General features: G+C 71.2%; 5 protein-coding genes. 2 read left to right on the top strand and 3 right to left on the bottom strand.

Features of this window, described 5'->3' with window-relative positions; genetic code table 11:
* The coding region (locus FE633_RS24465; protein ID WP_138047329.1) for a type I polyketide synthase at nt 1-4,950 on the bottom strand (4,950 nt) is incomplete at its 3' end.
* Nucleotides 4,951-5,514: 564 nt separating this feature from the next.
* Here FE633_RS24465 and FE633_RS24460 point away from each other — a divergent pair.
* Nucleotides 5,515-6,504 (top strand): NAD-dependent epimerase/dehydratase family protein, encoded by a 990-nt coding sequence (locus tag FE633_RS24460; RefSeq protein WP_138047328.1) that lies wholly within the window; start codon nt 5,515-5,517, stop codon nt 6,502-6,504.
* A 106-nt stretch (nt 6,505-6,610) separates the two neighbouring features.
* Nucleotides 6,611-7,828, top strand: a complete 1,218-nt coding sequence (locus FE633_RS24455) for a class I SAM-dependent methyltransferase (protein WP_138047327.1) — start codon at nt 6,611-6,613, stop codon at nt 7,826-7,828.
* Nucleotides 7,829-8,455: 627 nt separating this feature from the next.
* Here the strand turns inward: FE633_RS24455 and FE633_RS24450 are convergent.
* Nucleotides 8,456-9,523: a glucose-1-phosphate thymidylyltransferase gene (locus FE633_RS24450; RefSeq protein ID WP_138047326.1), complete on the bottom strand. Its 1,068-nt coding sequence runs from the start codon at nt 9,521-9,523 to the stop codon at nt 8,456-8,458.
* Between the two features lie 190 nt (nt 9,524-9,713).
* Entirely contained in the window at nt 9,714-25,097 is a 15,384-nt protein-coding gene (locus tag FE633_RS24445) for a type I polyketide synthase (RefSeq protein WP_425473222.1), read from the bottom strand.
* Between the last annotated feature and the right edge of the window lie 17 nt (nt 25,098-25,114).

Raw genomic sequence — 25,114 nt, 5'->3', positions numbered from 1 at the left:
GCCCCGCAACGACCGCGGATCAATCCCCGCCCGCTCCACCGCCTCCCACGACGTCTCCAACAACAACCGCTGCTGCGGATCCATCGCCAACGCCTCACGCGGCGACACCCCGAAAAACCTCGCATCAAAACCACCCACACCAGCCAGAAAGCCACCGGCCCGAGTGCTACTGACGTACGGGCCGTTGGCGTCAGGACCGCAGAGAGCGTCGAGATCCCAGCCCCGGTCGTCGGGGAAGTCGACGATGCCGTCCCCACCCTCCGACAGCAGCCGCCACAACCCCTCCGGAGAATCCACACCCCCCGGGAAACGACACCCCATCCCCACGATCACGACCGGATCCTCGGAAACGACCGCCCCGACCACCGGCCCAGCCGACGCCTCCTCCCCCACCACGCCGAACATCTCCCCATACAGGAATTCAGCCAGCGCCACCGGAGTCGGACAGTCGAACACCACCGCCGCCGGCAACACCACCCCGCACTCCGCACCGAGCACGTTCCGCAACTCCACCGCGATCAGAGAATCGACACCCAACTCACGAAACGCCACATCGACAGCCACCGCCCCCACATCCCGATGACCGAGTGCGGCAGCGGTGCGGGCACGCACGGTCTGCAGCAGGTCGCGGCGCCGGTCCTCGGCCGACAGCTTCGAGAGCCGTTCGCGAAGCGGAGTGGTCGGCGTACGACGGTCGATCGCCGTGATCGCGGCCTCGTACACCTCGTCGAGGAGCGGGCTGGTGCGGATGGCGGTGAAGGCCGGGCCGAACCGGTCCCAGTCGATGTCGGCGACGAACGGGGCAGGGTCCGTCCCCGCGACGCACGCGCCGAGCGCAGCGAGTGCTGTCGTCGGGTCCAGAGGATTCACACCGCCGCTGCGCTGCCGGTTCTCGGCGCCCGCGTCGGAGGCCATGCCGCCGCCCGCCCAAGGTCCCCAGGCGATGGACGTACCAGGCAGGCCGAGGGCACGGCGCCGCTCTGCCAGGGCGTCCAGCATGGCGTTGGCCGCGGCGTAGTTGGCCTGCCCGGCGGAGCCGACGGTGCCGGCGAGGGAGGAGAAGAGGACGAACGCCGACAGGTCCGGGCACAGTTCGCGGGTCAGCTCGTCCAGGTGGAGCGCGGCGGCGGCCTTCGCCCGGACGACCGTGTCGAAGCGTTCGGGGGTGAGGGTATCGAGTACGCCGTCGTCGAGAACGCCCGCCGTGTGGACCACGGCGTCCACGGGGTGGGTCTCGAGCAAGTGCCGGACGGCCGCACGGTCGGTCGTGTCGCAGGCAACGGTCGTGACCCGCGCTCCGGCGGCGGAGAGCTCGGACTCCAGATCCGCCGCGCCCGGAGCCCCGGCCCCGCGCCGGCTCGCGAGCACGACATGCTCGGCACCGCGTTCGACGGCCCAGCGCGCCACACGGGCGCCGAGCGCTCCGGTACCGCCGGTGATGAGCAGCGTGCCGCGCGGCGTCCACTCATTCCCAGAACCGTTCGCGGCACTGCCCCGTCGGGGGACCAGTCGGCGGGCCAGCACGCCACGGGCCCGTACGGCGACCTGATCCTCACTGTTGCAGCTCCCCGACAGCACCAAGGCCAGCCGTGCGCCGACGCGTTGGTCCACCTCTTCGGGTATGTCGATCAGGCCGCCCCAGCGGTCCGGGTACTCGAGGGCCGCCACCCGCCCGAGGCCCCACACGGCGGCCTGGTCGAGGAGAGGCGGTGCGTCATCTCGGTCGACGGCGACCGCGCCGCGCGTGACGGTCCACAGCGGCGCGGTGATGCCCGCGTCTCCAAGCGCTTGGAGCAGCAGGGTGGTGGCCAGAACGCCTACCGGTGTTCCCTCGCGCTCACCCGGATCCAGGGCGAGCGCCGAGACGACGCCGCTGACGTGGCCATCGCCGACGGCGGACACAAGGCGGTCGGCCAGCGTCGCCCGGTCGAGGGCGGGAACACAGCTCACGTCGACGACTTCGGCACCACGCGAGACCAGCGCGGCGGTCAACGCGCCGTCCCAACCGTCACCGCCCTGCGCTCCCTCAGGAGCGACGATCAGCCATCGGCCGTTCAGAGCGGCCTCGTCGGGCAGGTCGACGACGGGCTGCCACGTCGCCCCGTAGTGGTGAGCGCCCTCGGCGGCGGGAGCGGTGGAGCCGTCGGCCCGGTATGTCCGCTCCAGCCAGAGACGGTCCCGGCGGAAGGCGTACGTCGGTAGATCGACACGGTGGGCGCCGGGAAGAACGGCCGACCAGTCGGGGCGGTGACCGTTCACGTGCAGTCGGCTGACGGCGGTGAGGAGGGCCGTCGGCTCGTCGCGGTCCTTGCGCAGGGCGGGGACGAAGACGCAGTCAGCACCGTCGTCGGCAAGGCAGGCCTGGGCCATGGCAGTCAACGTGCCGTCCGGGCCCAACTCCACAAACCGGGTCACCCCGTGCTCGGCCAGCCAGCTCACACCCTCCGCGAACCGGACCGCCTGGCGCACATGCCGCACCCAGTACTCCGCCGACTCCAACTCCCCCACACCAGCGGCCTGACCGGTCACGTTCGACACCACCGCCAACTGCGGCGGGTGGTAGGTGACGCTCTCGGCGACCGTACGGAAGTCCTCCAGCATCGGCTCCATCAACGGCGAGTGGAACGCATGACTCACCCGCAGACGCGACGTACGGCGTCCCCGCTCGGCGAACTCCTTCGCGACCTGCGCCACCACCGCGTCCACACCAGAAATCACCACCGACCGCGGACCGTTGACCGCCGCGACCGACACGTCGGTCTCCCGGCCCTCCAGCAGCGCCCCGACCTCGTCCTCAGACGCCTCCACCGCGAACATCGCCCCGCCATCAGGCAGTCGCTGCATCAACCGCCCCCGCGCCACCACCAAACGGCACGCATCCTCCAGCGAGAACACACCCGCCACATGCGCAGCCGCCAACTCACCGATGGAATGCCCCACCACGAAGTCCGGCCGTACCCCCCACGACTCCAGCAGCCGGAACAGCGCCACCTCCACCGCGAACAACGCAGGCTGCGCCCACTCCGTACGACCCAACACCTCCGCATCCCCACCGAAGACCACGTCCCGCAGCCCACCCACATGGACACAGACGGCATCGAACGCGTCAGCGAAAACCGGGAACGCCTCGTACAACTCACGCCCCATACCCAGGCGTTGAGCCCCTTGGCCCGACAACAGGAACGCCGTCTTGCCCTCGGCCTGAGCCCCTCGCGCCGCCCCCGTAAGGACACCCTCCGCGGGCCGTCCCTCGCTGAGCGCGGTGAGACCGTTCAACAGGTCTTCGCGGTTGGTGCCGAGCAGGGCGGCGCGTTGCGGCAGGGCGGCGCGTGTGGCCGCGAGGGACCAGGCCAGGTCGTAGAGGTCGGTCTCGGGGCAGGCGGTGACATGGCTGACGAGTCGTGCGGCTTGTTCGCGCAGGGTGTCTTCGTCGCGGCCGGAGACCACCCAGGGCAGGACGGGAAGCTCGGCCCTGCCGGGTGACTCGGCGGCGGGTTCCCCGGCCTCGGTGGCAGACTCTCCTGCCCCGGTGGCCGGGTCTGCGGCCTCGGCGGTCGGGGCAGGGGCCTCGGCAGTCAGGGCCGGGGCCTCCTCGATGACGGCATGCGCGTTCGTACCGGAGACGCCGAACGCAGACACGGCGGCCCGCCGCGGACGGTCGGTCCGCGGCCAGTCCACGGACTGGGTGAGCAGCCTGACATCGCCCGCCGTCCAGTCGACGTGGGTGGAGGCCCGTTCGGCGTGGAGCGTGGGCGGCAGTGCCCCGTTGCACAGTGCCAGAACCGTCTTGATGACCCCGACGACGCCGGCCGCGGCCTGGGTGTGGCCGATGTTGGACTTGGCGGAGCCGAGCCACAGGGGGTGGCCGTCGGCGCGGCCCAGTCCGTAGGTGGCCAGCAGGGCTTGTGCTTCGATCGGGTCGCCGAGCGGGGTGCCGGTGCCGTGGGCCTCCACCGCGTCGACGTCGGTCGTGGAGACGCCCGCGTTGGCGAGAGCGTCGAGGATGACCCGCTGCTGCGAGGGGCCGTTGGGCGCCGTCAGGCCGTTCGAGGCGCCGTCCTGGTTGACCGCCGAGCCGCGCACCACCGCCAGCACGTGGTGTCCGTTGCGCCGTGCGTCGGAGAGGCGCTCGACCACGATGATGCCGACACCCTCGGCCCAGCCGGTGCCGTCGGCGTCCTCCGAGAAGGCCTTGCACCGGCCGTCCGCGGCCAGGCCGCCCTGCTGCCCGAACTCGATGAACGCGCCGGGGCCGGACATGACGGTCACACCGCCCACGAGGGCGAGGGAGCACTCTCCGGAGCGCAGCGACTGCGCGGCGAAGTGCAGGGCGACCAGGGACGAGGAGCAGGCCGTGTCCACGGTCACGGCCGGGCCTTCGAGCCCGAGCGTGTAGGCGACGCGACCGGAGACCACCGACATGGAGTTGCCGGTGAGCAGGTGTCCGCGTACGTCGTCGGGGACCTCGCGCAGTCCTGAGCTGTAGCCCTGGTCGCTGCAGCCGACGAACACACCACTGCGGCTGCCGCGCAGGGTGGTCGGCTCGATTCCGGCGCGTTCGAGGGCTTCCCAGGACGCTTCGAGCAGCTGGCGCTGCTGGGGGTCCATGGCGAGGGCCTCGCGGGGCGAGATGCCGAAGAAGGCGGGGTCGAACCGGTCGGCGTCGTAGACGAAGCCGCCCGCGCGGCGGTCACCGGCGGTGGCGGTGTCCGCCCCGTCGAGGTCCCAGCCCCGGTCGGTGGGCCAGTCGCTCACGGCGTCGGTGCCGGACGCCAGCATGTCCCAGAAGTCCTCGGGCGATCGCACGCCTCCGGGGAGCCGGCAGCTCATGCCGACGATCGCGATCGGCTCCTGGTCCTTGGACCGCATTTCCTGGAGCTTGCGCCGGGTTTCGTGCAGGTCGACGGTGACCCGCTTGAGGTAGTCCCGAAGCCGCGCTTCATTCGTCATGGACTGGCCCCATGCTGTTGTGGTGACGGAACGGATACGCCGTGAGGGTGTCGTCCGGAGACACCGGGCGGACCGGCGGTGCCGGAGTGCTGCCTCTCAGCTCGTCGGCTTGGACAGCATCTACGGTCGACGTGCGGTTTTACGGCCCTGGGGCGGTTCTCTGGGGAAAACCTTGGAAATCACCATCGGACTTCATCGGGCCCCCGGAAGTTACTGTGCGCGACCGTGGTGGAAGGAGACAGACCGGCGAACCATCGCGGTCTTCCGGTCACAGCACTAGCAATCTCCCTAAACGGCCCGCCGCTACGGTGAGGCCGTTGTGATTCCGACTCGTATGTGGCGTCAGACGCCGCAGCGCGAGGAGTTTTTCTTTACGCCCGGCTTGAAGGCGGCTCCTGGGGGCCCGTGCTTCAAAGTCGTCCCTCCCTGCCCACCCCCTGCCTCGCCGCCTCGCCCAGCGGCACACCCACCGGGTGGAGCGGGGGTGTTGGCGGCCGCACCTGCTCAACAGCGACCCGCAAGGGCCGCGTGCTCGCCGGTCGGCCCGGCCGAGGATGGAGGACCATGGCTACTGCGTACTGGGCCGGCCGGACGGTCATGGTGACCGGCGGGACGGGGTTCATCGGCTCGCAGTTCGTCGAAGAGCTGCTCGCCCGCGGTGCGGAGGTGATCTGCCTCTTCCGCAGGGACAACCGAGGGGTCCTCGCTCAGCTTCCCGCCACCGACAGGCTGCGCACGATACGGCTCGACCTGCTGGACGAGGCCGGGCTGGAAGCGGCCGTCGGCCAAGAGGCCCGTGGTGTCGACGTGTTCATCCACTGCGCGGCGCTCACGGGCAGCGCGCGGTTCCGGCGCGACCACCCGGCCCAGATCCTGGACGCCAATGTGCGCGCCGTGTCGAACGTCCTCGGCTGCGCCCGGCGGCATGGCATCCAGGACGTGGTCCTGCTCGGATCCAGCGAGATCTACCGATCACCCACGTCCCGCCCGACCCGGGAGGAGGACGACTTCAGAGCGGGTATGCCGTACGCCCCGGACGGCTATTACCTGTCGAAGAACTACGGGGAGATGCTGGCCGAGTCGTACGCCCACGAATACGGGATGAGTATCTTCCGTCCCCGTCTGACCAGCATCTACGGACCTCGCGACAATTTCGAGAAGGACACCGACCGGGTGGTGCCGAGCATGTTCGCCAGGGTCGCGTCCGGCCGGCCGATAGAGATCTGGGGTGACGGAAGTCAGACCCGCACCTATATGTATGTGACCGACCTGGTGGACGCCACTCTGCAGATGGTCGAGAAGAACAAACACAAGGTCCTGAACATGGGTACCGCTGAGACGGTCACGCTGCTGGAGCTCGCCCGCGAGGTGTGTGCCGCACTGGGACAACCCGAGCACATCACCTTCGACCGCACCAAGTCCGGTGGACGGCGCAGCAGAACACTCGATCTCGGGAAGCTGAGCGAGATCATCGAATTCGAACCGTGCAGGCTGCGGGAGGGACTGCGAAAGACCGCGGAGTGGTACCGACGCCATCGCATGCCGACCAGCTGAACCCCGTCCCCGTCGCTGTCGTTTCGGTGATTCTCGCGCCCCCCAAGTAACCCCCGGATTTTTCTAGGAGTTGACCGTGTACTCCCGTGATAGCAGGCCGCAGCACATGCCGAAGTGCCGTATATGCGAAGGCCCGGTCCAGGAATTCTTCGATTTCGGCCGTCAGCCGGTATCCGATGTGTTCCCCGCACCCAGCGAGATCGGCACCGAACACTTCTACCGGCTCGCTGTCGCGTTCTGCGAGAACTGCACCATGGTGCAGCAGTTGGAGGAGGTATCGCGGGACCGGATGTTCCCGGCCGACTACCCCTACCGTTCATCCGGATCCGCCCTGATGCGGCAGCACTTCGAAGGAGTCGCCGAACACTACCTGGCGACCGAGCTCTCCGGCCCCGACGCCTTCTACGTCGAGATCGGCTGCAACGACGGCATCATGCTCAACTCGATCCGTGCCGCCGGAGTCAGGCACCTGGGCGTCGACCCCGCCGAGGAAGCCGCGAAGGTGGCCGGCGCCGGTGGCAGCCGCGTGTACGTCGGCTTCTTCGAGGAGCCGACCGCGCGCAAGATCCACGCGGCGGAGGGACCGGCCCAGCTCATCTTCTCGGCGAACACCATCAGCCACATCGCCTACATCGACTCGGTCTTCGCCGGCGCCGGCGCCCTGCTCGACGAGGGCGGCGTCTTCGTCTTCGAGGACCGCTACCTGGGCGACATCGTCGAGCACACCTACTTCGACCAGATCTACGACGAGCACTTCTACCTGTTCTCCGTGCGCTCGGTGCAGGCCCTGGCCCAGCGGTTCGGCTTCGAACTCATCGACGTGGAACATCTGCCGGTGCACGGCGGCACCATGCGTTACACGACCGCCCGCACCGGGGAGCGCACTCCTACCGAGGCGGTAGGACAGTGGCTGGAGCGGGAGCGCGCACAGCGCCTGTGGGAGTGGGCGACCTACGAGTCGTTCGCGAACCGGGTGCAGGAGAACTGCGAAGGGCTCAAGGAGATGCTCACCAGGCTCCGTGACGAGGGCAAGAGGGTCGTGGGATACGGCGCCACGTGCAAGAGCGCCACGGTCCTCAACTACTGCGGAATAGGCCCGGAGTCGATCTCGTTCATCTCCGACTCCACGGTGGAGAAGCAGAGCCGGGTGACCCCCGGGTCGCACATCCCGATCCGGCCCTCCGAGGCGTTCCGGGAGCCGTACCCGGACTACGCGCTGCTCTTCGCGTGGAATCACGCGGAGGAAATCATGGCCAAGGAGAAGGAGTTCAAGGAGGCCGGCGGCCGCTGGATCCTTTACGTACCGAAGGTCCACATCATCTGATTCCTGACCTTCGCCGGGCAGGAGTGGCGCGACAGCAGGGCCTCGTGTGGTCATCTGTCCAGGAGCGATGGCTGATGACACCATCGGGCCGGTGACTGATGTTCAGGGAAGACGCCCCTCGATATGGCGTCATCGCGAGTTCCTGCTGTTATGGGGCAGCCAGACAGTCAGCGAGATGGGGTCGCAGATCACCGTTCTCGCACGTGCTGTCGCTGCCCGGCCTGCTCATCCTGCCGGCCGGGCCCGGCTGGTGGGTGCTGCTGTTCGGCTTCGGCTGGATCTCCTGGACCTACGCCTCCACCGTCGCGGGTACCTCGCTGACCAGTTACCGCCAGGCCGTCTGCCCACCGGACATGATCGGCCGGGTCAGCGCCGCCGCCCGCTGGATCACCTGGGGCACGTTCCCCCTGGGCGGTCTGGCGGGCGGCGCCCTCGCCACCGCCCTCGGCGTGCAGACCACAATGTGGATCGCCGTCGCCGGCGGCTGCTGTGCGGGACTGTGGCTGTTCTTCTCACCGTTGCGCGGACTGCGCGACATCCCGCTCGGAGAGCTTGAGCCCCATCAGGACGGCCCCGTCAGTGCCCGGTCCGCCGCTCGGCTCGAAGGAAGCGGCGGCCGGCCCGGGGTCATGACGAGATCTGCAGTCGGCCGTGGTCCCCGATCACGAAACTGTGGGTGGCCGGCAGCCGGGGTGCCAGGGTCACCTGGACGTTGCGGCCGACCAGGGACGCCTCCACTCGCCGGATGCCCTCGAAGGAGGAGTCGCCCAGGACGATGGAGAACTCGATCTCGCTGTCGGTGATCTTGCAGTTCTCCGCGACGGACGTCCAGGGTCCGATGTAGGACCCGGTGACGGCGCTGCCCGCGCCGATGACGGCGGGCCCGACGATGCGGGAGCCGCGGACCTCCGCGCCGGCCTCGATACGGACCCGGCCGATGATCTCGCTGTCGGGGTCGACGAACCCGTCGACACGGGTCTCCAGGCGATCGAGGAGGGTGCGGTTGACCTCCAGCATGTCGGCGACGCTCCCGGTGTCCTTCCAGTAGCCGGTGATGATGGTGGAGCGGACGTCGGACCGCCGCTCGATCATCCATTGCAGAGCGTCCGTGATCTCCAGTTCACCCCGGCGGGAAGGCCGGATGGCCCGGACCGCCTCGTGGACGAGCGGGCTGAAGAGATAGACACCAGCGATCGCGAGGTCGCTCCTGGGGTGCTGGGGTTTCTCCTCCAGGGCCGTGATGGCGCCGCCGTCGTCGACGACGGCCACTCCGAACGCCGTGGGGTCGGCCACGCGGGTGAGCAGGACCTGCGCGTCGCAGCGCTCCTTGCGGAACCCCTCGACGGCGTCGGTAATGCCGTCGAGGACGAAGTTGTCGCCCAGGTACATGACGAAGTCGTCGTCGCCGAGGAAGTCGCGGCTGATGAGGACGGCGTGGGCGAGGCCGAGGGGCTCGCTCTGCGGGATGTAGGTGATGTCGAGGCCGAAGGCGGAGCCGTCGCCCACGGCTGCCTGGATCTCTGCGGCGGTGCTGCCGACGATGACGCCGACGTCGGTGATGCCCGCGTCGGCGATGGCCTCCAGACCGTAGAAGAGGATCGGTTTGTTGGCGACCGGGACCAGCTGTTTGCTGGAAGTGTGGGTGATCGGCCGCAAGCGCGTACCGGTCCCTCCCGCGAGCACGAGTGCCTTCACTGTTCCATCCAAGTGCTTGGGGTTTTACGGGTGGTGGGCCGTGGGCCGCGGAACCTGCGGCGTCGCAGGATCGGCGGCCGACGGCCTGAGCACCCCTCAACTGGCTGGGTATGCGTTCGCTCCGTCGGAAGGGCGCCCGGCGGGTGCCTGGCGGGCGCCCGGCGCGCGCGGCGGCCGGACGCCCCGGTGTTCACGACTCTCCGAGTTCGTTCTCCAGGAAGTCGCGCAGCTCGCGGTCCGACACCTCCTCCAGATAGTCCGGAGCGAGTGGCTCTTCAGGGGCCGTGGCGGTGTCGAGTCGGCTCAGCAGCCGCTGGAGCCGGCCGCGCAGGCCGTCGTGGGAGCCCGCGCCCGCCAGGACGTCCTGGAACTCGGCCTCCCAACGGTCGAGTTGCTCCAGCGCCCGCTCATCGGCGGACGCCGGCGCCATCCTGGTCAGCAGGTGGCCGGTCAGGCCGACGGGGGTGGGATAGTCGAACAGGAGAGTGGCGGGGAGCCGGACACCGGTGGCCGTGCCGAGCCGGTTGCGCAGTTCGACGGCGGTGAGGGAGTCGAAGCCCAGTTCCAGGAAGCCCCGTTCGGGGTCGAGGGCGTCGCGCGAGTCGTAGCCGAGGACCAGCGCCGCCTGCGCGAGGACCGTGTCCAGGACGGCGGCCGGCCTCTCCTTCTCCGGCAGAGCCGCGAGCCGCTCGCGCAGACCGCCCGCGCTCGATGCGGTCGGACCGGCGTGGGGCCGGCCCGGGCCCGCCGGGGACACGCGCGGAGTACCGGCGGGCACCAGGTCGCGCAGCAGGTGCGGGACGGTTCCGTCGGCCGTGCGTGCGGCCGCCGTGTCCAGCGCGGCCGGGACGAGGAAGGCGTCCGGTGCGCCGAGGGCGGCGTCCAGCAGGGCCAGGGCGTCGGCGGTCTCCAGCGGCCGCAGGCCGCCGCGCGCCACGCGTCGCAGGTCGGCCTCGTCGAGCTTGCCGGTCATGCCGCTGCGCTCGGCCCACAGCCCCCAGGCGAGGGACAGCGTCCGCCGTCCTGCGGCACTGCGCCGGGCGGCGAAGGCGTCCAGGAAGGCGTTGGCCGCCGCGTAGTTGCCCTGTCCGACACCGCCGACCGTGCCGGCCAGTGAGGAGAACACCACGAACGCGGACAGGTCCAGGTCGCGGGTGAGCGCGTCCAGGTGGACCACCGCGTCAGCCTTGGCACGCAGCACCGTGTCCACACGCTCGGGCGTGAGCGCGTCGACGACGCCGTCGTCCAGTACGCCCGCCGTGTGCACGACCGCGCTCAGCGGCCGGTCGGCCGGGACCTGGGCCAGGAGGCGCGCGACGGCGTCGGGGTCGGCCACGTCGCACGCCGCGACGGTGACATCGACGCCGAGGCCGCGCAGGTCGTCGTACAGCTCGCCCATGCCCTCCGCCGCCGCGCCGCGCCGGCTGGCCAACAGCAGGGACCGGACGCCGTGCGCGACGGCCAGATGGCGGGCCACCTGCCGGCCGAGCACTCCGGAGGCGCCGGTCACCAGCAGCGTGCCAGACGCGTCGAAGCCCGGGAGGTGCCCCGTCGGGTCACCGGCCGCGGAGATCTCGGCACGGGCCAGGCGCGGGGTGAGGGCAGTGCCGTCGCGCAGGGCCGTCTCGGGTTCGCCCCCGGCGAGTACGGCGGGCACCAGGTCCAGGGACGCGGCGGTGCCGTCGTGGTCGAGGAGGGCGAAGCGGCCGGGGTTCTCCGACATCGCCGTGCGGATCAGGCCCGAGGCGGCGGCCTGTGCCGGGTCGGTGGCCGGAGCGTCGGTATCGGGAGCGTCGGTGCCCGGAGTGTCGGTGGCAGCGGCCGTCACGGCCTGGCGGGTGGCGAACACGAGCCGCGCCTCGGCGAAGGTCTCGTCGCCCAGCCACGCCTGCGCCAGTTCCAGGGCCCGGTGGGTCACCTGCCGGGCGGCCTCCGCCGGGTCACCGGCGTCGGCTGTCCCCGGCAGGCAGACCAGCACCGTCTCCGGCACGGGCGCGCCCGCCGCGACGGCGACGCGCAGCGCCTCCAGGTCGTCGTGGCGCGTCACCCGGCCGGGCCGGTCGTCCACCTCCGCCCAGGCGGCGAGGGTGTCGTCGGCACCGACGACCGTCAGGGGTGCCGGGGCATCGTCGTCGTTCTCCGGGCCCGGCACCCACTGCAGCCGGTACAGGCTGCCGGGCGTCCCGCCGAGGGCGGGGCGAACGGTGTCCACCGGGCGCAGGACGAGTCCGCCGACGCCGACGACGGGCGTGCCCGCCTCGTCGGCGACCTGGACGGCGTACGTACGCGTCGCCTCCTGGGGCGTGAGCCGTACGCGCAGTGCCGCCGGGCCCGCGGCGGTCGCCGAGATGCCGGTGAACGTGAACGGGACGACGGTTCCTCCGCCGTCCTCGGCGGCAAGGGCCACCGTGTGCAGGGCGGCGTCCAGGAGCGCCGGGTGAACGGCGAAGTCACCGGCCGCCTCATGGGGTTCGCCGTCCTCCGGGGCGATCTCGGCGTAGATCTCCTCGCCCAGTCGCCAGGCGGCGCGCAGGCCGCGGAAGGCGGGGCCGTAGGCGAAGCCGTTGTCCGCGATGTGCTGGTACAGGCCGGACACGTCCAGGGGCTCGGCGCCGTGCGGGGGCCAGGCCGCCGGGTCGGACAGGCCGGAGCCGGAGGGGTCGGGTGTCGCGGTCGGCTGGTCGGTGAGGGTGCCCTCGGCATGGCGAACCCAGGGTGCGGCCTCCGTCTCCTCTCCGGTGACCGGCCGCGAGTGGACGGTGAGCGTCCGTGCGCCGGAGTCGTCGGCGCCGCCCACGGCGACCTGGAGCTGGACGGCTCCGGTGGCGGGCAGGACCAGAGGGGCTTCCAGGGTGAGGTCGGCGATCTGCGCCGCGCCGACGCGTTGGCATGCGTGCAGGGCGAGTTCGAGGAACGCGGTGCCCGGGAACAGCACCCGGCCGTCGAGCGCGTGGTCGGCCAGCCACGGGTGGCGCTGCGCCGACAGGATCCCGGTCAGCAGGACGCCGTCGGAGCCGGCCAGCGGCACGGCGGTGGCCAGCAGCGGATGCCCGGCCGTCTCCAGACCGGCGCCTGCGACGTCCTTGGGGTCCCCGCTGGCCGCGAGCCAGTACCGCCGTCGCTGGAAGGCGTACGTCGGCAGGTCGACGCGGCCGGCACCGAGCGGTGCGAGCAGGGCGGCCCAGTCGGCTTCGTGGCCGCTGACGTGCAGTCGGGCCAGGGCGGTCACCAGTGCGTCGGCCTCGTCGCCGTCGCGGCGCAGCAGCGGTACGAGGACGGCGTCGTCGCCGGTCAGGCAGTCCCCGGCCATGGCGGTGAGGACGCCCTCCGGGCCGATCTCGACGTAGGCGGTGACTCCTTCCTCCTCCAGGGTGCGGACACCGTCGTGGAAGCGGACGGCCTCGCGTGCCTGGCGCACCCAGTAGGCGGGGTCGCTCAGTTCGCTCCCGTCTGCCGGCCTGCCGGTGACGGCGGAGACGACGGGCACCTCGGGGGCACGTAGCTCGATCCCGTCGGCGACCGCCGCGAACTCGTCGAGCATGGGGTCCATGTGCGGTGAGTGGAAGGCGTGGCTGACGTTCAGCCGCCGGGTCTTGCGCCCTTCGGCCGCCAGTCGTTCGGCGACGGCCGTGACCGCGTCCTCGTCGCCGGAGACGACGGTGGCGGCGGGGCCGTTGAGTGCGGCGATCACGGCCCGGCCCTCGTAGGGCTCCAGCAGCGGCAGCACCTCGTCCTCCGACGCTTGGACGGAGACCATGGCGCCGTCGGAGGGCAGCGCCTGCATCAGGCGGCCCCGCGCCGCGACCAGGGTGCAGGCGTCCTCCAGCGAGAGCACTCCCGCGACATGGGCGGCGGCGATCTCGCCGACGGAGTGGCCGAGGAGGATGTCGGGCTTCAGGCCGACGCTCTCCACGAGCCGGTAGAGCGCCACCTCGACGGCGAACAGGCCCGCCTGAGTGAACGCGGTGCGGTCGAGCAGCGCCGCCTCCGGTGTCCCGGGCGCGGCGAACAGGACGTCCCGCAGGGGGCGTTCGAGATGGTCGTCCATGTGGGCGCACACCGCGTCCAGGGCGTCGGCGAAGGTCTCGTACGCGGCGTAGAGCCGCCGTCCGGCCTCCGGCCGCTGGGCGCCCTGGCCCGAGAAGAGGAACGCGGTCCTGCCCGGGCGTACGCGACCGACCGTCACACGGGGGTGCTCACGGCCTTCCGCGAGCGCCGCCAGGGCCTCGGTGAGGGTGCCGCCGTCGGAGGCGACGAGCGCGGCACGGTCCTCGAAACGGGCCCGGGTGGTGGCCAGGGACAGGGCGACGTCCGCCGGGTTCGTACCGGGATGCCGGCCAAGGTGGTCGCGCAGCCGTGCCGCCTGCTGTCGCAGGGCGTCGGTGCCACGGGCCGACAGCAGCCAGGGGATGGGCGGGGCGGTGACTGGGCCCTCGTCGGGAGCGAGGGCTTGATCCTGGGCTGGGGCCTGGGGCTGCGCCGGGGCCTGGGGCTCGGCCGGGACCGAGGCCTGGGGCTGGGACGGGGCCTGAGCCGGGGCCGCGGCCGGGGTCTCGGCCGAGGCTCGGGCATGAGCCGACGCGGCCTCGGGCGCGTTCAGGCCCAAGTCCTCCTGGGCGGGCACGCGTTCAGCATCCGGGGCGGGCAGGCCCATGTCCCCCGGGGCGGGCAGCCGTTCGGCATCCTGCTCGTGCGGGGCCACGGGATCCGGCACCGGGCCAGGCAGGCCCGGCAGGTCCTCGTCCTCCGGCTCCCGGAGGACCACTGGCTCCGGCTCCTGGAGGATCACATGGGCGTTGGTGCCGCTGATGCCGAAGGACGACACGCCCGCGCGGCGCCGTCCGTCGCCCGGGGTCCACGGGCGCCCCTCGTGGAGGAGGCGTACCGCGCCGGAGGACCAGTCGATGTGCGGCGAGGGGTTCTCGGCGTGCAGGGTGCGCGGCAACTCCCCCTGGCGCATCGCCATCACCATCTTGATGACGCCCGCGACACCCGAGGCGGCCTGGGTGTGGCCGATGTTGGACTTCAGCGCGCCGAGCCACAGCGGCCGGTCCTCGGGCCGGTCCTGCCCGTACACGGCCAGCAGCGCCTGCGCCTCGATCGGGTCGCCGAGCGGTGTGCCGGTGCCGTGCGCCTCGACGGCGTCCACGTCCGCGGGGGACAGCCCCGCCCCGGCCAGTGCCTGACGTATGACGCGCTGCTGGGAGGGCCCGTTGGGAGCGGTCAGACCGTTGGACGCGCCGTCCTGGTTGACGGCGGAACCGGCGACCACGGCAAGCACGGGGTGCCCCTTGCTGCGCGCGTCGGAGAGTCGTTCGAGGAGCAGGATGCCGACGCCCTCGCCCCACCCCGCGCCGTCCGCCTCGGCGGCGAACGGCTTGCAGCGGCCGTCGGGGGACAACGCGCGCTGGCGGCTGAACTCGATGAACGTGTCCGGCGTGGAGATCACGGTGACACCGCCCGCGAGGGCCAGATCGCACTCCCCCGCCCTCAGCGCCTGCGCCGCCAGGTGCAGAGCGACCAGCGAGGACGAGCAGGCGGTGTCGACGGTGACGGCCGGCCCCTCCAGTCCGAAGGTGTAGGCGATACGGCCGGAGGCGACGCTGCTCGCGCTGCCCGTGGCGAGGTAGCCCTCCAGCCCGTCGGGGGCCTGACGGGCCCGGCTGCCGTAGTCGTTGTAGTTGGACCCGACGAAGACGCCCGCCTGCGATCCCCTGACCTCCGACGGATCGATGCCGGCACGCTCGAACGCCTCCCAGGAGGTCTCGAGGAGCAGCCGGTGCTGGGGGTCGATGGCCACCGCCTCGCGCGGCGAGATCCCGAAGAACGCCGGGTCGAAGTGGTCGGCGTCGTAGAGGAATCCTCCGTGGCGCGCGTACGAGCGGCCGGGCTTGTCGGGGTCCGGGTCGTAGAGCGTCTCCACGTCCCAGCCGCGGTTGTCGGGGAACGCCGAGACGGCGTCCGTGCCGTCCGCGACGAGCCGCCACAGCTCCTCCGGCGACCGTACCGCGCCGGGGAACCGGCAGCCCATGCCGACGATGACGACGGGGTCGTCGTCCACCGCGGCCGTCGGGAGCACGGCCGCACCGGCCACCACCGCACCATCCACCGGAGCACCGTCCATCGCCGCACCGTCCATCGCCGCTTCGGCTTCCGCGCCGAACAGTTCATGGTCCAGGTGGGCGGCGAGGGCCGCCGCTGACGGGTGGTCGAACGCCATGGTGACCGGCAGCCGCAGGCCGGTGGCCTCGGCGAAGCGGTTGCGCAACTGAACGGCGGTCAGCGAGTCGAAGCCCAGGTCCCGGAACGCCCGGCTCTCGGGTACGGACTCGGGGTCCTCGTGGCCGAGTACCGCCGCCGCCTCCCTGCGGACCTCCATGAGCAGCGCCGTCCGACGCTCGCCGGGGGGCAGCCCTCGCAGCCGGTGGACCAGCGGCGGCCCGTCCTGCGGCTCGGTCTCCTTCATGGTCTCCTGGGCGGAAACAGCCGCGCGTACCTCGGCGACCTCGCGCAGCGCGGCGAAGGCCCGGACGGTGATGAGCTTCCAGTCGACATCCGCGACGACCAGGAACGTCTCGTCCTGGTCGAGGGCCTGTTGCAGGGCGGAGAGCGCCGGCTCCGGGTCCATGGGCGGCACGCCGTCGTGGCGCAGCCGCTCCGCGAGTTCGTCGCCGACCATGCCGCCGCCGCCCCAGGTGCCCCAGGCCACCGATGTCGCGGGCAGCCCGTCGGCACGGCGGTGCCTGGCGAGCGCGTCGAGGTAGGCGTTGGCGGCGGCGTAACTGCCCTGCCCGGCGGCGCCGAGGGTGCCGGCCATCGAGGAGAAGAGGACGAACGCGGACAGCTCCAGGTGACGGGTCTCCTCATGCAGGATCAGCGCCGCGTCCGCTTTCGGCCGCAGCACCCCGTCCGCACGCTGCGGGGTCAGCCCGTCGATCACGACGTCGTCGATCACACCCGCCGTGTGCACCACGGCCGTCAGCGGTCCGCCGCCCGGCAGGTCGTCGAGCAGCCGCCGTACGGCGGCACGGTCGGACACGTCGCAGGCGACGACGGTGGCCGGAGTGCCCGACTCGGCGAGTTCCGCCACGAGTTCGGCAGCACCGGGGGCCTCGGGACCGCGTCGGCTGACCAGGACGAGATGTTCGGCCCCGCCGCGCGCCAGCCAGCGGGCGACATGCCCGCCGAGCCCGCCGGTGCCCCCGGTGACCAGCACGGTGCCGCTCGGCCTCCAGGGCGGTCCGTCCGGGCGCGGCCCCTGTCCCGCGTTCACCAGCCGGCGGGTGAAGAGACCGGAGGGCCGCACGGCGACGTGGTCCTCGACGAGGCTTCCGGACAGGGCCGCGGCGAGCCGCCGGCCGGCGCGCTGGTCCATGGTTTCCGGCAGGTCGACCAGGCCGCCCCAGCGCTGGGGGTACTCCATCGCGGCGATCCGGCCGAGTCCCCAGCTCATGGCCTGCACCGGGTGCGCCAGTACGTCGTTGCGGCTGACGGAGACCGCGCCGTGGGTGGCGCACCACAGGGGCGCCTCGATCTCCGCGTCACCGAGTGCCTGCAGAAGCGAGGTCATCAGTACCAGGCCCGTGGGCAGGGTGCCTTCGGCCTCGGCCGTCCAGGGCCGTTCGTCGAGCCCCAGCAGGGAGAGGACGCCGCTGTAGGGGCCGTGTTCGGCCTCGGCCCGCAGCCGTTCGGCGAGCACCTCGCGTTCGGCGTCCCGCGCATCGGCTGTCAACACCCGTACGTTGTCCACGCGTTCGCGTATCGCGCCGATCGTGGCCTGTACGAGGGTGTCGTCCTCGTGGCCTTCGGGGACCACGACGAGCCAGCTGCCGTCCGGCGTGGCCAGGGCGGACTCGGCCCGCGGCCGCCACATGATCCGGTACCGCCACCCTTCCATCGTGGACCGCTGCTGACGGTCCTTGCGCCAGGACGACAGGGCCGGGACCACCGCCCCCAGCGACCGCACGTCGTCCAGCCCCAGCGCCTCGGCGAGGCTCTCCACGTCCCCGCCCTCGATGGTCTGCCAGAACGCCTCGTCGACGGCGTCGAGGGACATCGCGCCCGTCGGGGTCGTCTTGCGGGAGGGTTCCAGCCAGTAGTGCTGCCGTTGGAAGGCATACGTCGGCAAGTCGACACGCTTCGGCGCATGCCCGTCGAAGGCCGGTGTCCAGTCGACCCCTACGCCACGGGTCCACAGCTCACCCAACGAGGCATAGAACCGCTGCAGCCCGCCGTCGCCACGCCGCAATGTCCCGGCCACCACAGCCTCCGAGCCGGCCGCCTCCACCGTCTCAGCCACCGGCACCGACAACACCGGATGCGGACTCACCTCAACAAACGCACCGAACCCCGAAGTCGCGAGCGTGTGGACCGCCGACTCCAGCTTCACCGTCTGCCGCAGATTCGCATACCAGTACCCGCCATCGGTGACCGGCTCCTCGATCCACTCCCCCGTCACCGTGGAGAAGAACGGCACCTCAGGCACCCGAGGCTCCAACCCACCCAGAACCTCAGCCAACTCCTCTTCGATCAACTCCACATGCGCCGAATGCGAGGCATAGTCCACCTCGATCCGCCGCACCCGCACACCCACTTCCTCGCAGTGCGCGACCAACTCATCCAACGCGTCCGCATCACCGGAAACCACCACCGACGACGGCCCGTTCACCGCCGCCACCGACACCCGGCCCACCCACGACGCCAGCAACACCTCAACCTCGGCCCGCGGCAGAGCGACGGAAACCATCCCGCCACGGCCCGCCAACCGCACCAGAGCACGCGAACGCAACGCCACCACCCGCGCCCCGTCCTCCACACTCAACGCACCCGCCACCACCGCAGCCGCGATCTCCCCCTGCGAATGCCCCACCACCGCAGCAGGCACCACACCATGAGCACGCCACAGCTCCGCAAGCGACACCATCACCGCCCACAACACCGGCTGCACGACATCGACGCGGTCCAGCCCCTCACCGGAACGCACCACATCCACCAACGACCAGTCCACAAACCCAGACAACGCCGCCTCACACTCACCCAACCGGGCAGCGAACACCGGCGAGGAATCCAGCAACTCCACCGCCATCCCCACCCACTGCGCCCCCTGCCCCGGAAACACAAACACCGGCTTCACGGCGTCCCCGGAACCGTCCGTCGCGCCTCGCGCTCCATACGCGGGCAGTTCTCCGCGCGCCACGGCGCTCAGGCCGGACAGCAGTTCGTCCCGGTCGGACCCGGCTACGAGGACGCGTTCTTCCAGGGCCGCTCGTGTGGTGGCCAGGGCATGTGCGACATCCAGCGGGTCGAGATCGTTCACTGCCACGCGCTCCACGAGCCGCCCGGCCTGCTCCCGCAGCGCCGCCGCCGAACGCGCCGACACCACCCACGGCACCACCACACCACCGGCCGGTTCAGCCGACGAGGACGCTTCCTCCACCAGTTCCGGCTGTTCGAGGACGACGTGCACGTTCGTACCGCTGATGCCGAAGGATGACACGCCCGCCCGGCGGGGACGACCATCCGCCTCCCACTCCCGGGCCTCGGCCAGCAACTCCACCGCGCCCGCCGACCAGTCCACGAACGGCGAGACGTCGTCGGCGTGCAACGACTTCGGCAGGGTGCCGTGCAGCATCGCCGTCACCATCTTGATCACACCGGCCATGCCCGAAGCGGCCTGCGTATGACCGATGTTGGACTTCACCGAGCCCAGCCACAGCGGACGGCCCTCCGCCCGCTCCTGCCCGTACGTCGCGATCAGCGCCTGCGCCTCGATCGGGTCACCCAGCTTCGTCCCCGTACCGTGCGCCTCCACCACATCCACATCAGCGGCCGACAGCCCAGCGTTCGCCAACGCCGCCCGGATCACCCGCTGTTGAGACGGACCGTTCGGCGCCGTCAACCCATTCGACGCACCGTCCTGGTTCACCGCCGAACCCCGCACCACCGCCAACACCCGATGCCCACGACGCCGCGCATCCGACAACCGCTCCAGCAGGAGCATGCCGACACCCTCGGCCATGCCCATGCCGTCGGCATCCGCGGCGAACGCCTTGCACCTGCCGTCCAGGGCAAGGCCGCGCTGCCGGCTGAAGCCGACGAGTCCGATGGGCTCGCCCATGACGGCCGCGCCGCCCGCGAGGGCGAGTGAGCATTCGCCCGTACGCAGCGACTGGACCGCCTGGTGCAGGGCCACCAACGACGACGAGCAGCCGGTGTCCATGGTCACGGCGGGCCCTTCGAGCCCGAGGGTGTAGGAGATGCGGCCGGAGGCGATGCTGGTCACCGTTCCGGTGACGAGGTGGCCCTCCATGCCTTCGGGAGCCTCGAAACCGCTGCCGTAGCCCTGGTGCGAGGCACCGACGAAGACGCCCGTGGCGCTGCCGCGGAGGCTGTCGGGTGCGATGCCGGCACGTTCGAGGACCTCCCACGCGGTCTCGAGGAGCAGCCGCTGCTGCGGGTCCATGGCCACGGCCTCACGCGGCGAGATCCCGAAGAACGCGGCGTCGAACTCCGCGGCCCCGTCGAGGAATCCGCCCTCGCGCACGTAACTGGTGCCGGGCTTGTCGGGGTCCGGGTCGTACAACGCGTCCAGATCCCAGCCCCGGTCCGCCGGCAGCGCGGAGATCGCATCGACCTCGTCCCGGACCAGCCGCCACAGGTCCTCCGGCGACTGGACGTCCCCGGGGAAGCGGCAGCCCATCGCCACGATCGCGATCGGCTCATCAGCGGGAATGGCGGCGGGGTGTGCCTCGGCCGTGGCGCTCTCGGCCGAGGAGCCCTCGTCCAGAACCTCGTCGAAGTGGGTACGCAGATGGGCGACGAGTTCCTTGATGGTGGGGTGGTCGAAGACGACCGTCGCGGAGATTTTCACGCCGGTGGCCGAGGTGAGCCGGTTGCGCAGTTCGACGGCGGTCAGGGAGTCGAAGCCCATCTCGCGGAAGGCACGACCGGCCGCGAGTTCACCGGCGTCGGCGTGGCCGAGGACGCCGGCCACGTGGGTGCGCACCAGGTCGGTCAGTGCCCGGTCACGCTCGGCGGGCGGCAGGGCGGCCAGTGTGGCGCGCAGGGTGGCGGACTCGGTACTCGTGCCGTCGGTCTCCGCCTCGCCCGCGTTCATCAACTCGGCGACCTCGGGCACCTCGTGAAGCAGGGGGCGGGGGTGCGCCGCGGTGAAGACGGGGACGAACCGCTCCCAGTCGATGTCGGCGACGGCGAGGAAGGTGTCGCCGTGGTCGAGGGCCTGCTCCAGTCCGGTGACGGCCAGTTGGGCGTCCATGAAGGGGATGCCGCGCCAACGCAGCTGCTCCCGCACCACGTTGACGGCCATCCCGCCGTCCTCCGGGCTCCAGATCCCCCAAGCGACCGACGTGCCGGCGAGGCCCCTGGCGCGCCGGCTCTCCGCGAGCGAGTCGACGTAGGCGTTGGAGGCGGAGTACGCACCGTGGTCACCGCTGCCCCAGGTACCAGCGACCGAGGAGTACAGCACGAACGCGTCGAGTCCCTCGCGGTCGAAGACGGCGTCGAGGTTGACCGCGCCGAGCAGCTTCGCGCGGGCGCCCTCCGCGAAGAAGTCCATGCTGGTCTCGGCGAGAGGCGCCAGCATGCCGACGCCCGCCGTGTGCACGACCGTGCGGATGGCCGGCCCGTCGGCCTCGACCTGCTCCACCAGCCGGGTCAGTGCTTCCCGATCAGCCACGTCACAGGCGGCGACGGTGACCCGGCACCCCATCGCGGTGAGTTCGTCACGCAGTTCGGCGGCCCTCGGTGCGTCGACGCCGTGGCGGCTCGTCAGCACCAGGTGCTCCGCGCCCTTGCCGGCGAGGAAGCGTGCGGTGTGCGCACCGAGCCCCCCGGTGCCCCCGGTGATCAGAGCCGCACCACTGGTGGTCCACGGCCGAGAGGCCGGACGGCCGTTCAGCGGGGCGCGCACCAGGCGACGGAGATACGTTCCCGATGAGCGCAGCGCGACCTGGTCCTCGTCGCCGCCCGCCGACAGGATCCCGGTGAGTGCGGTCCCGGTGTGCTCGTCCAGGTCGGCGGGGAGGTCGACGAGACCGCCCCACAGCTTGGGCTGCTCCAGCGCGATGACGCGGCCGAGGCCCCACATCGCGGCCTGCAGTGGATTCCGTACCTCGTCATCCGCGAGGCCGGTGGTGACGGACTCCGTGGTGAGCAGCCAAGTGGGGGCGTTGACACCCGCATCCAGCAGCCCCTGGACGAGAGCCACCGACTGAGTGAGTCCGACAGTGACCCCGGAATGGGCAGGCGCCATACGTTCGTCGAGAGCGAGCAGCGACACCACTCCGCGTACGGGAACGGAGTCCTCGTGGGTCGCTACGACCTCCCTCAGTCGTTCCTCCGCGGCCGCGCGGTCAAGGTCCGTCGCGCTCATGACGAACGTGACGACTGCGGCTCCGGCTTCGTCTCCTGCTCCGGCTCCGTCTCCTGCTCGGGCTCCTTCAAGGTGGCGTGTGACGGCTCGTACGAGGGTGTCGTTCTCGTGTCCTTCGGGGATCACGACGAGCCAAGTGCCGTCCGGATGGGCGGGGGCAGGGGCGGGTTGGGCCTGCGGCCGCCATACGACGCGGTAGCGCCAGCTGTCGACTGTGGACCGCTGCTGACGACCCTTGCGCCAGGAGGACAGCGCGGGCAGCACCTCACCCAGCGACCCGGTATCCGCCACCCCCAGGGTCGCGGCGAGCCCCTCCAGATCCTCCCGCTCGACCGTCTCCCAGAACCGCGCCTCCACCGGATCCGCCGCCACCGCGGGCCTGGACGGTTCCAGCCAGTACCGCTGCCGCTGGAAGGCATACGTCGGCAAGTCCACCGGCCTGGGGACCTGCCCCGCGAAGGCCGGCGTCCAGTCGACCTCCACACCCCGGACCCACACCTCACCCAACGAGGCATAGAACCGCTCCAGGCCCCCCTCACCACGCCGCAGCGTCCCGGCCACCACCGCCTCCGAGCCGGCCGCCTCCACCGTCTCAGCCACCGGCACCGACAACACCGGATGCGGACTCACCTCAACAAACGCACCATAGCCAGACGTTGCGAGCGTGCGCACGGCAGGCTCCAGCTTCACCGTCTGCCGCAAATTCGCATACCAATACCCGCCATCGGTGACCGGCTCCTCGATCCACTCCCCCGTCACCGTGGAGAAGAACGGCACCTCAGGCACCCGAGGCTCCAACCCACCCAGAACCTCAGCCAACTCCTCCTCGATCAACTCCACATGCGCCGAATGCGAGGCATAGTCCACCTCGATCCGCCGCACCCGCACACCCTCCACCTCGCAGTGCGCGACCAACTCATCCAACGCGTCCGCATCACCGGAAACCACCACCGACGACGGCCCATTCACCGCCGCCACCGACACCCGGCCCACCCACGACGCCAGCAACACCTCAACCTCGGCCCTCGGCAGAGCCACCGACACCATCCCGCCACGGCCCGCCAACCGCACCAGAGCACGCGAACGCAACGCCACCACCCGCGCCCCGTCCTCCACACTCAACGCACCCGCCACCACCGCAGCAGCGATCTCCCCCTGCGAATGCCCCACCACCGCAGCAGGCACCACACCATGAGCACGCCACAGCTCCGCAAGCGACACCATCACCGCCCACAACACCGGCTGGACGACATCGACGCGGTCCAGGCCCTCACCGGAACGCACCACATCCACCAACGACCAGTCCACAAACGCAGACAACGCCGCCTCACACTCACCCAACCGGGCAGCGAACACCGGCGAGGAATCCAGCAACTCCACCGCCATCCCCACCCACTGCGCCCCCTGCCCCGGAAACACAAACACCGTTTCGATGTCGCCCTCGGAACCCTCGGCGACCCCGCGCGCCCCGCCACGCGGGATCTCCCCCGCAGCCACCGCCCGCAGCCCGTCAAGCAGTTGGTCACGGTCGTCGCCGACCACCACGGCGCGCTCCTGCAGGGCCGCTCGCGTGGTGGCCAGGGCATGTGCGACATCCAGCGGGTCGAGATCGTTCTCTTCCACGCGCTCCACGAGCCGCCCGGCCTGCTCCCGCAGCGCCGCCGCCGAACGCGCCGAGACCACCCACGGAGCCGCCACATCACCAACCGGTTCAGCCGACGAGGACGCTTCCTCCACCGGTTCCGGCTGTTCGAGGACGACGTGCACATTCGTACCGCTGCCGCCGAACGACGACACACCCGCCCGCCGCGGGCGGCCGGTATCCGGCCAGTCGACGGTGTCGGTCAGCAGCCGGACGGTGCCTGCCGACCAGTCCACGTGCGGCGAGGGCTCGTCGAGGTGCAGGGTCTTCGGGAGGACGCCCTGCCGGAGTGACCCGACTGTCTTGATCACACCGGCGATGCCCGAAGCGGCCTGCGTATGACCGATGTTGGACTTCACCGAACCCAGCCACAGCGGACGACCTTCGGCCCGCTCCTGCCCGTACGTCGCGATCAGCGCCTGCGCCTCGATCGGGTCACCCAGCTTCGTCCCCGTACCGTGCGCCTCCACCACATCCACATCAGCGGCCGACAGACCCGCGTTCGCCAACGCCGCCCGGATCACCCGCTGCTGAGATGGACCGTTCGGCGCCGTCAACCCATTCGACGCACCGTCCTGGTTCACCGCCGAACCCCGCACCACCGCCAACACCCGATGCCCACGACGCCGCGCATCCGACAACCGCTCCAGCAGCAGGACACCGACACTCTCGCCCCAGCCGGTGCCGTCGGCACCGGCGGCGAACGGCTTGCACCGGCCGTCCGGAGCCAGCCCGCGCTGCCGGCTGAACTCCACGAAGTTGCGCGGGGTCGCCATGACGGTGGCACCGCCGGCCAGGGCCATCGAGCAGTCGTCCATGCGCAGCGACTGGACTGCCAGGTGCAGGGCCACCAACGACGACGAGCACATCGTGTCGATGCTGACCGCAGGTCCTTCCAGGCCGAAGCTGTACGCGATGCGGCCCGAGAGCACGGCGGCGGACCCGCCGGTCAGCAGGTGGCCCTCGACGCCGTCGGGCGCGTTGCTGCCGTCTGCCGCGTAGCCCTGGTTGCTCGCCCCGATGAAGACGCCCGTCTTGCTGCCGCGCAGGGAATCCGGGTTGATGCCCGCCCGCTCGAAGACCTCCCATGTCGTCTCCAGGAGGAGGCGCTGCTGTGGGTCGGTCGCGATCGCCTCACGGGGGGAGATCTCGAAGAAGCCCGCGTCGAATTCGGCCGCGCCGTGGAGAAAGGCGCCGTCACGCACGTAGCTGGTGCCGGACCGGTCGGGGTCCGGGTCGTACAGCGACTCCACGTCCCAGCCACGGTCGGTGGGCATGGCCGAGACGGTGTCGGTGCCCTCGGCGACGAGTTGCCACAGCTTCTCGGGGGTGTCCACTGCCCCGGGCATGCGGCAGGCCATCGCCACGATGGCGATCGGCTCCTGTTCGCGCGCCTCGACCTCCGCGAGCTTGTTGCGGGTCTGCCGCAGCTCCGTGGTGACGCGCTTGAGGTAGTCGCGGAGCTTGTCCTCGTTGTGCATGGGGGAGCCAACCCTTCGAGAATCGGGATGTCGTGACGAGATGTCGTGACGAGGTGTCATGACGGGACGTCGTGACG

The sequence above is a fragment of the Streptomyces montanus genome (assembly GCF_005786655.1).
GTDB classification, from domain to species: domain Bacteria; phylum Actinomycetota; class Actinomycetes; order Streptomycetales; family Streptomycetaceae; genus Streptomyces; species Streptomyces sporangiiformans.
This window is presented reverse-complemented; position numbering and strand designations above follow the sequence as displayed.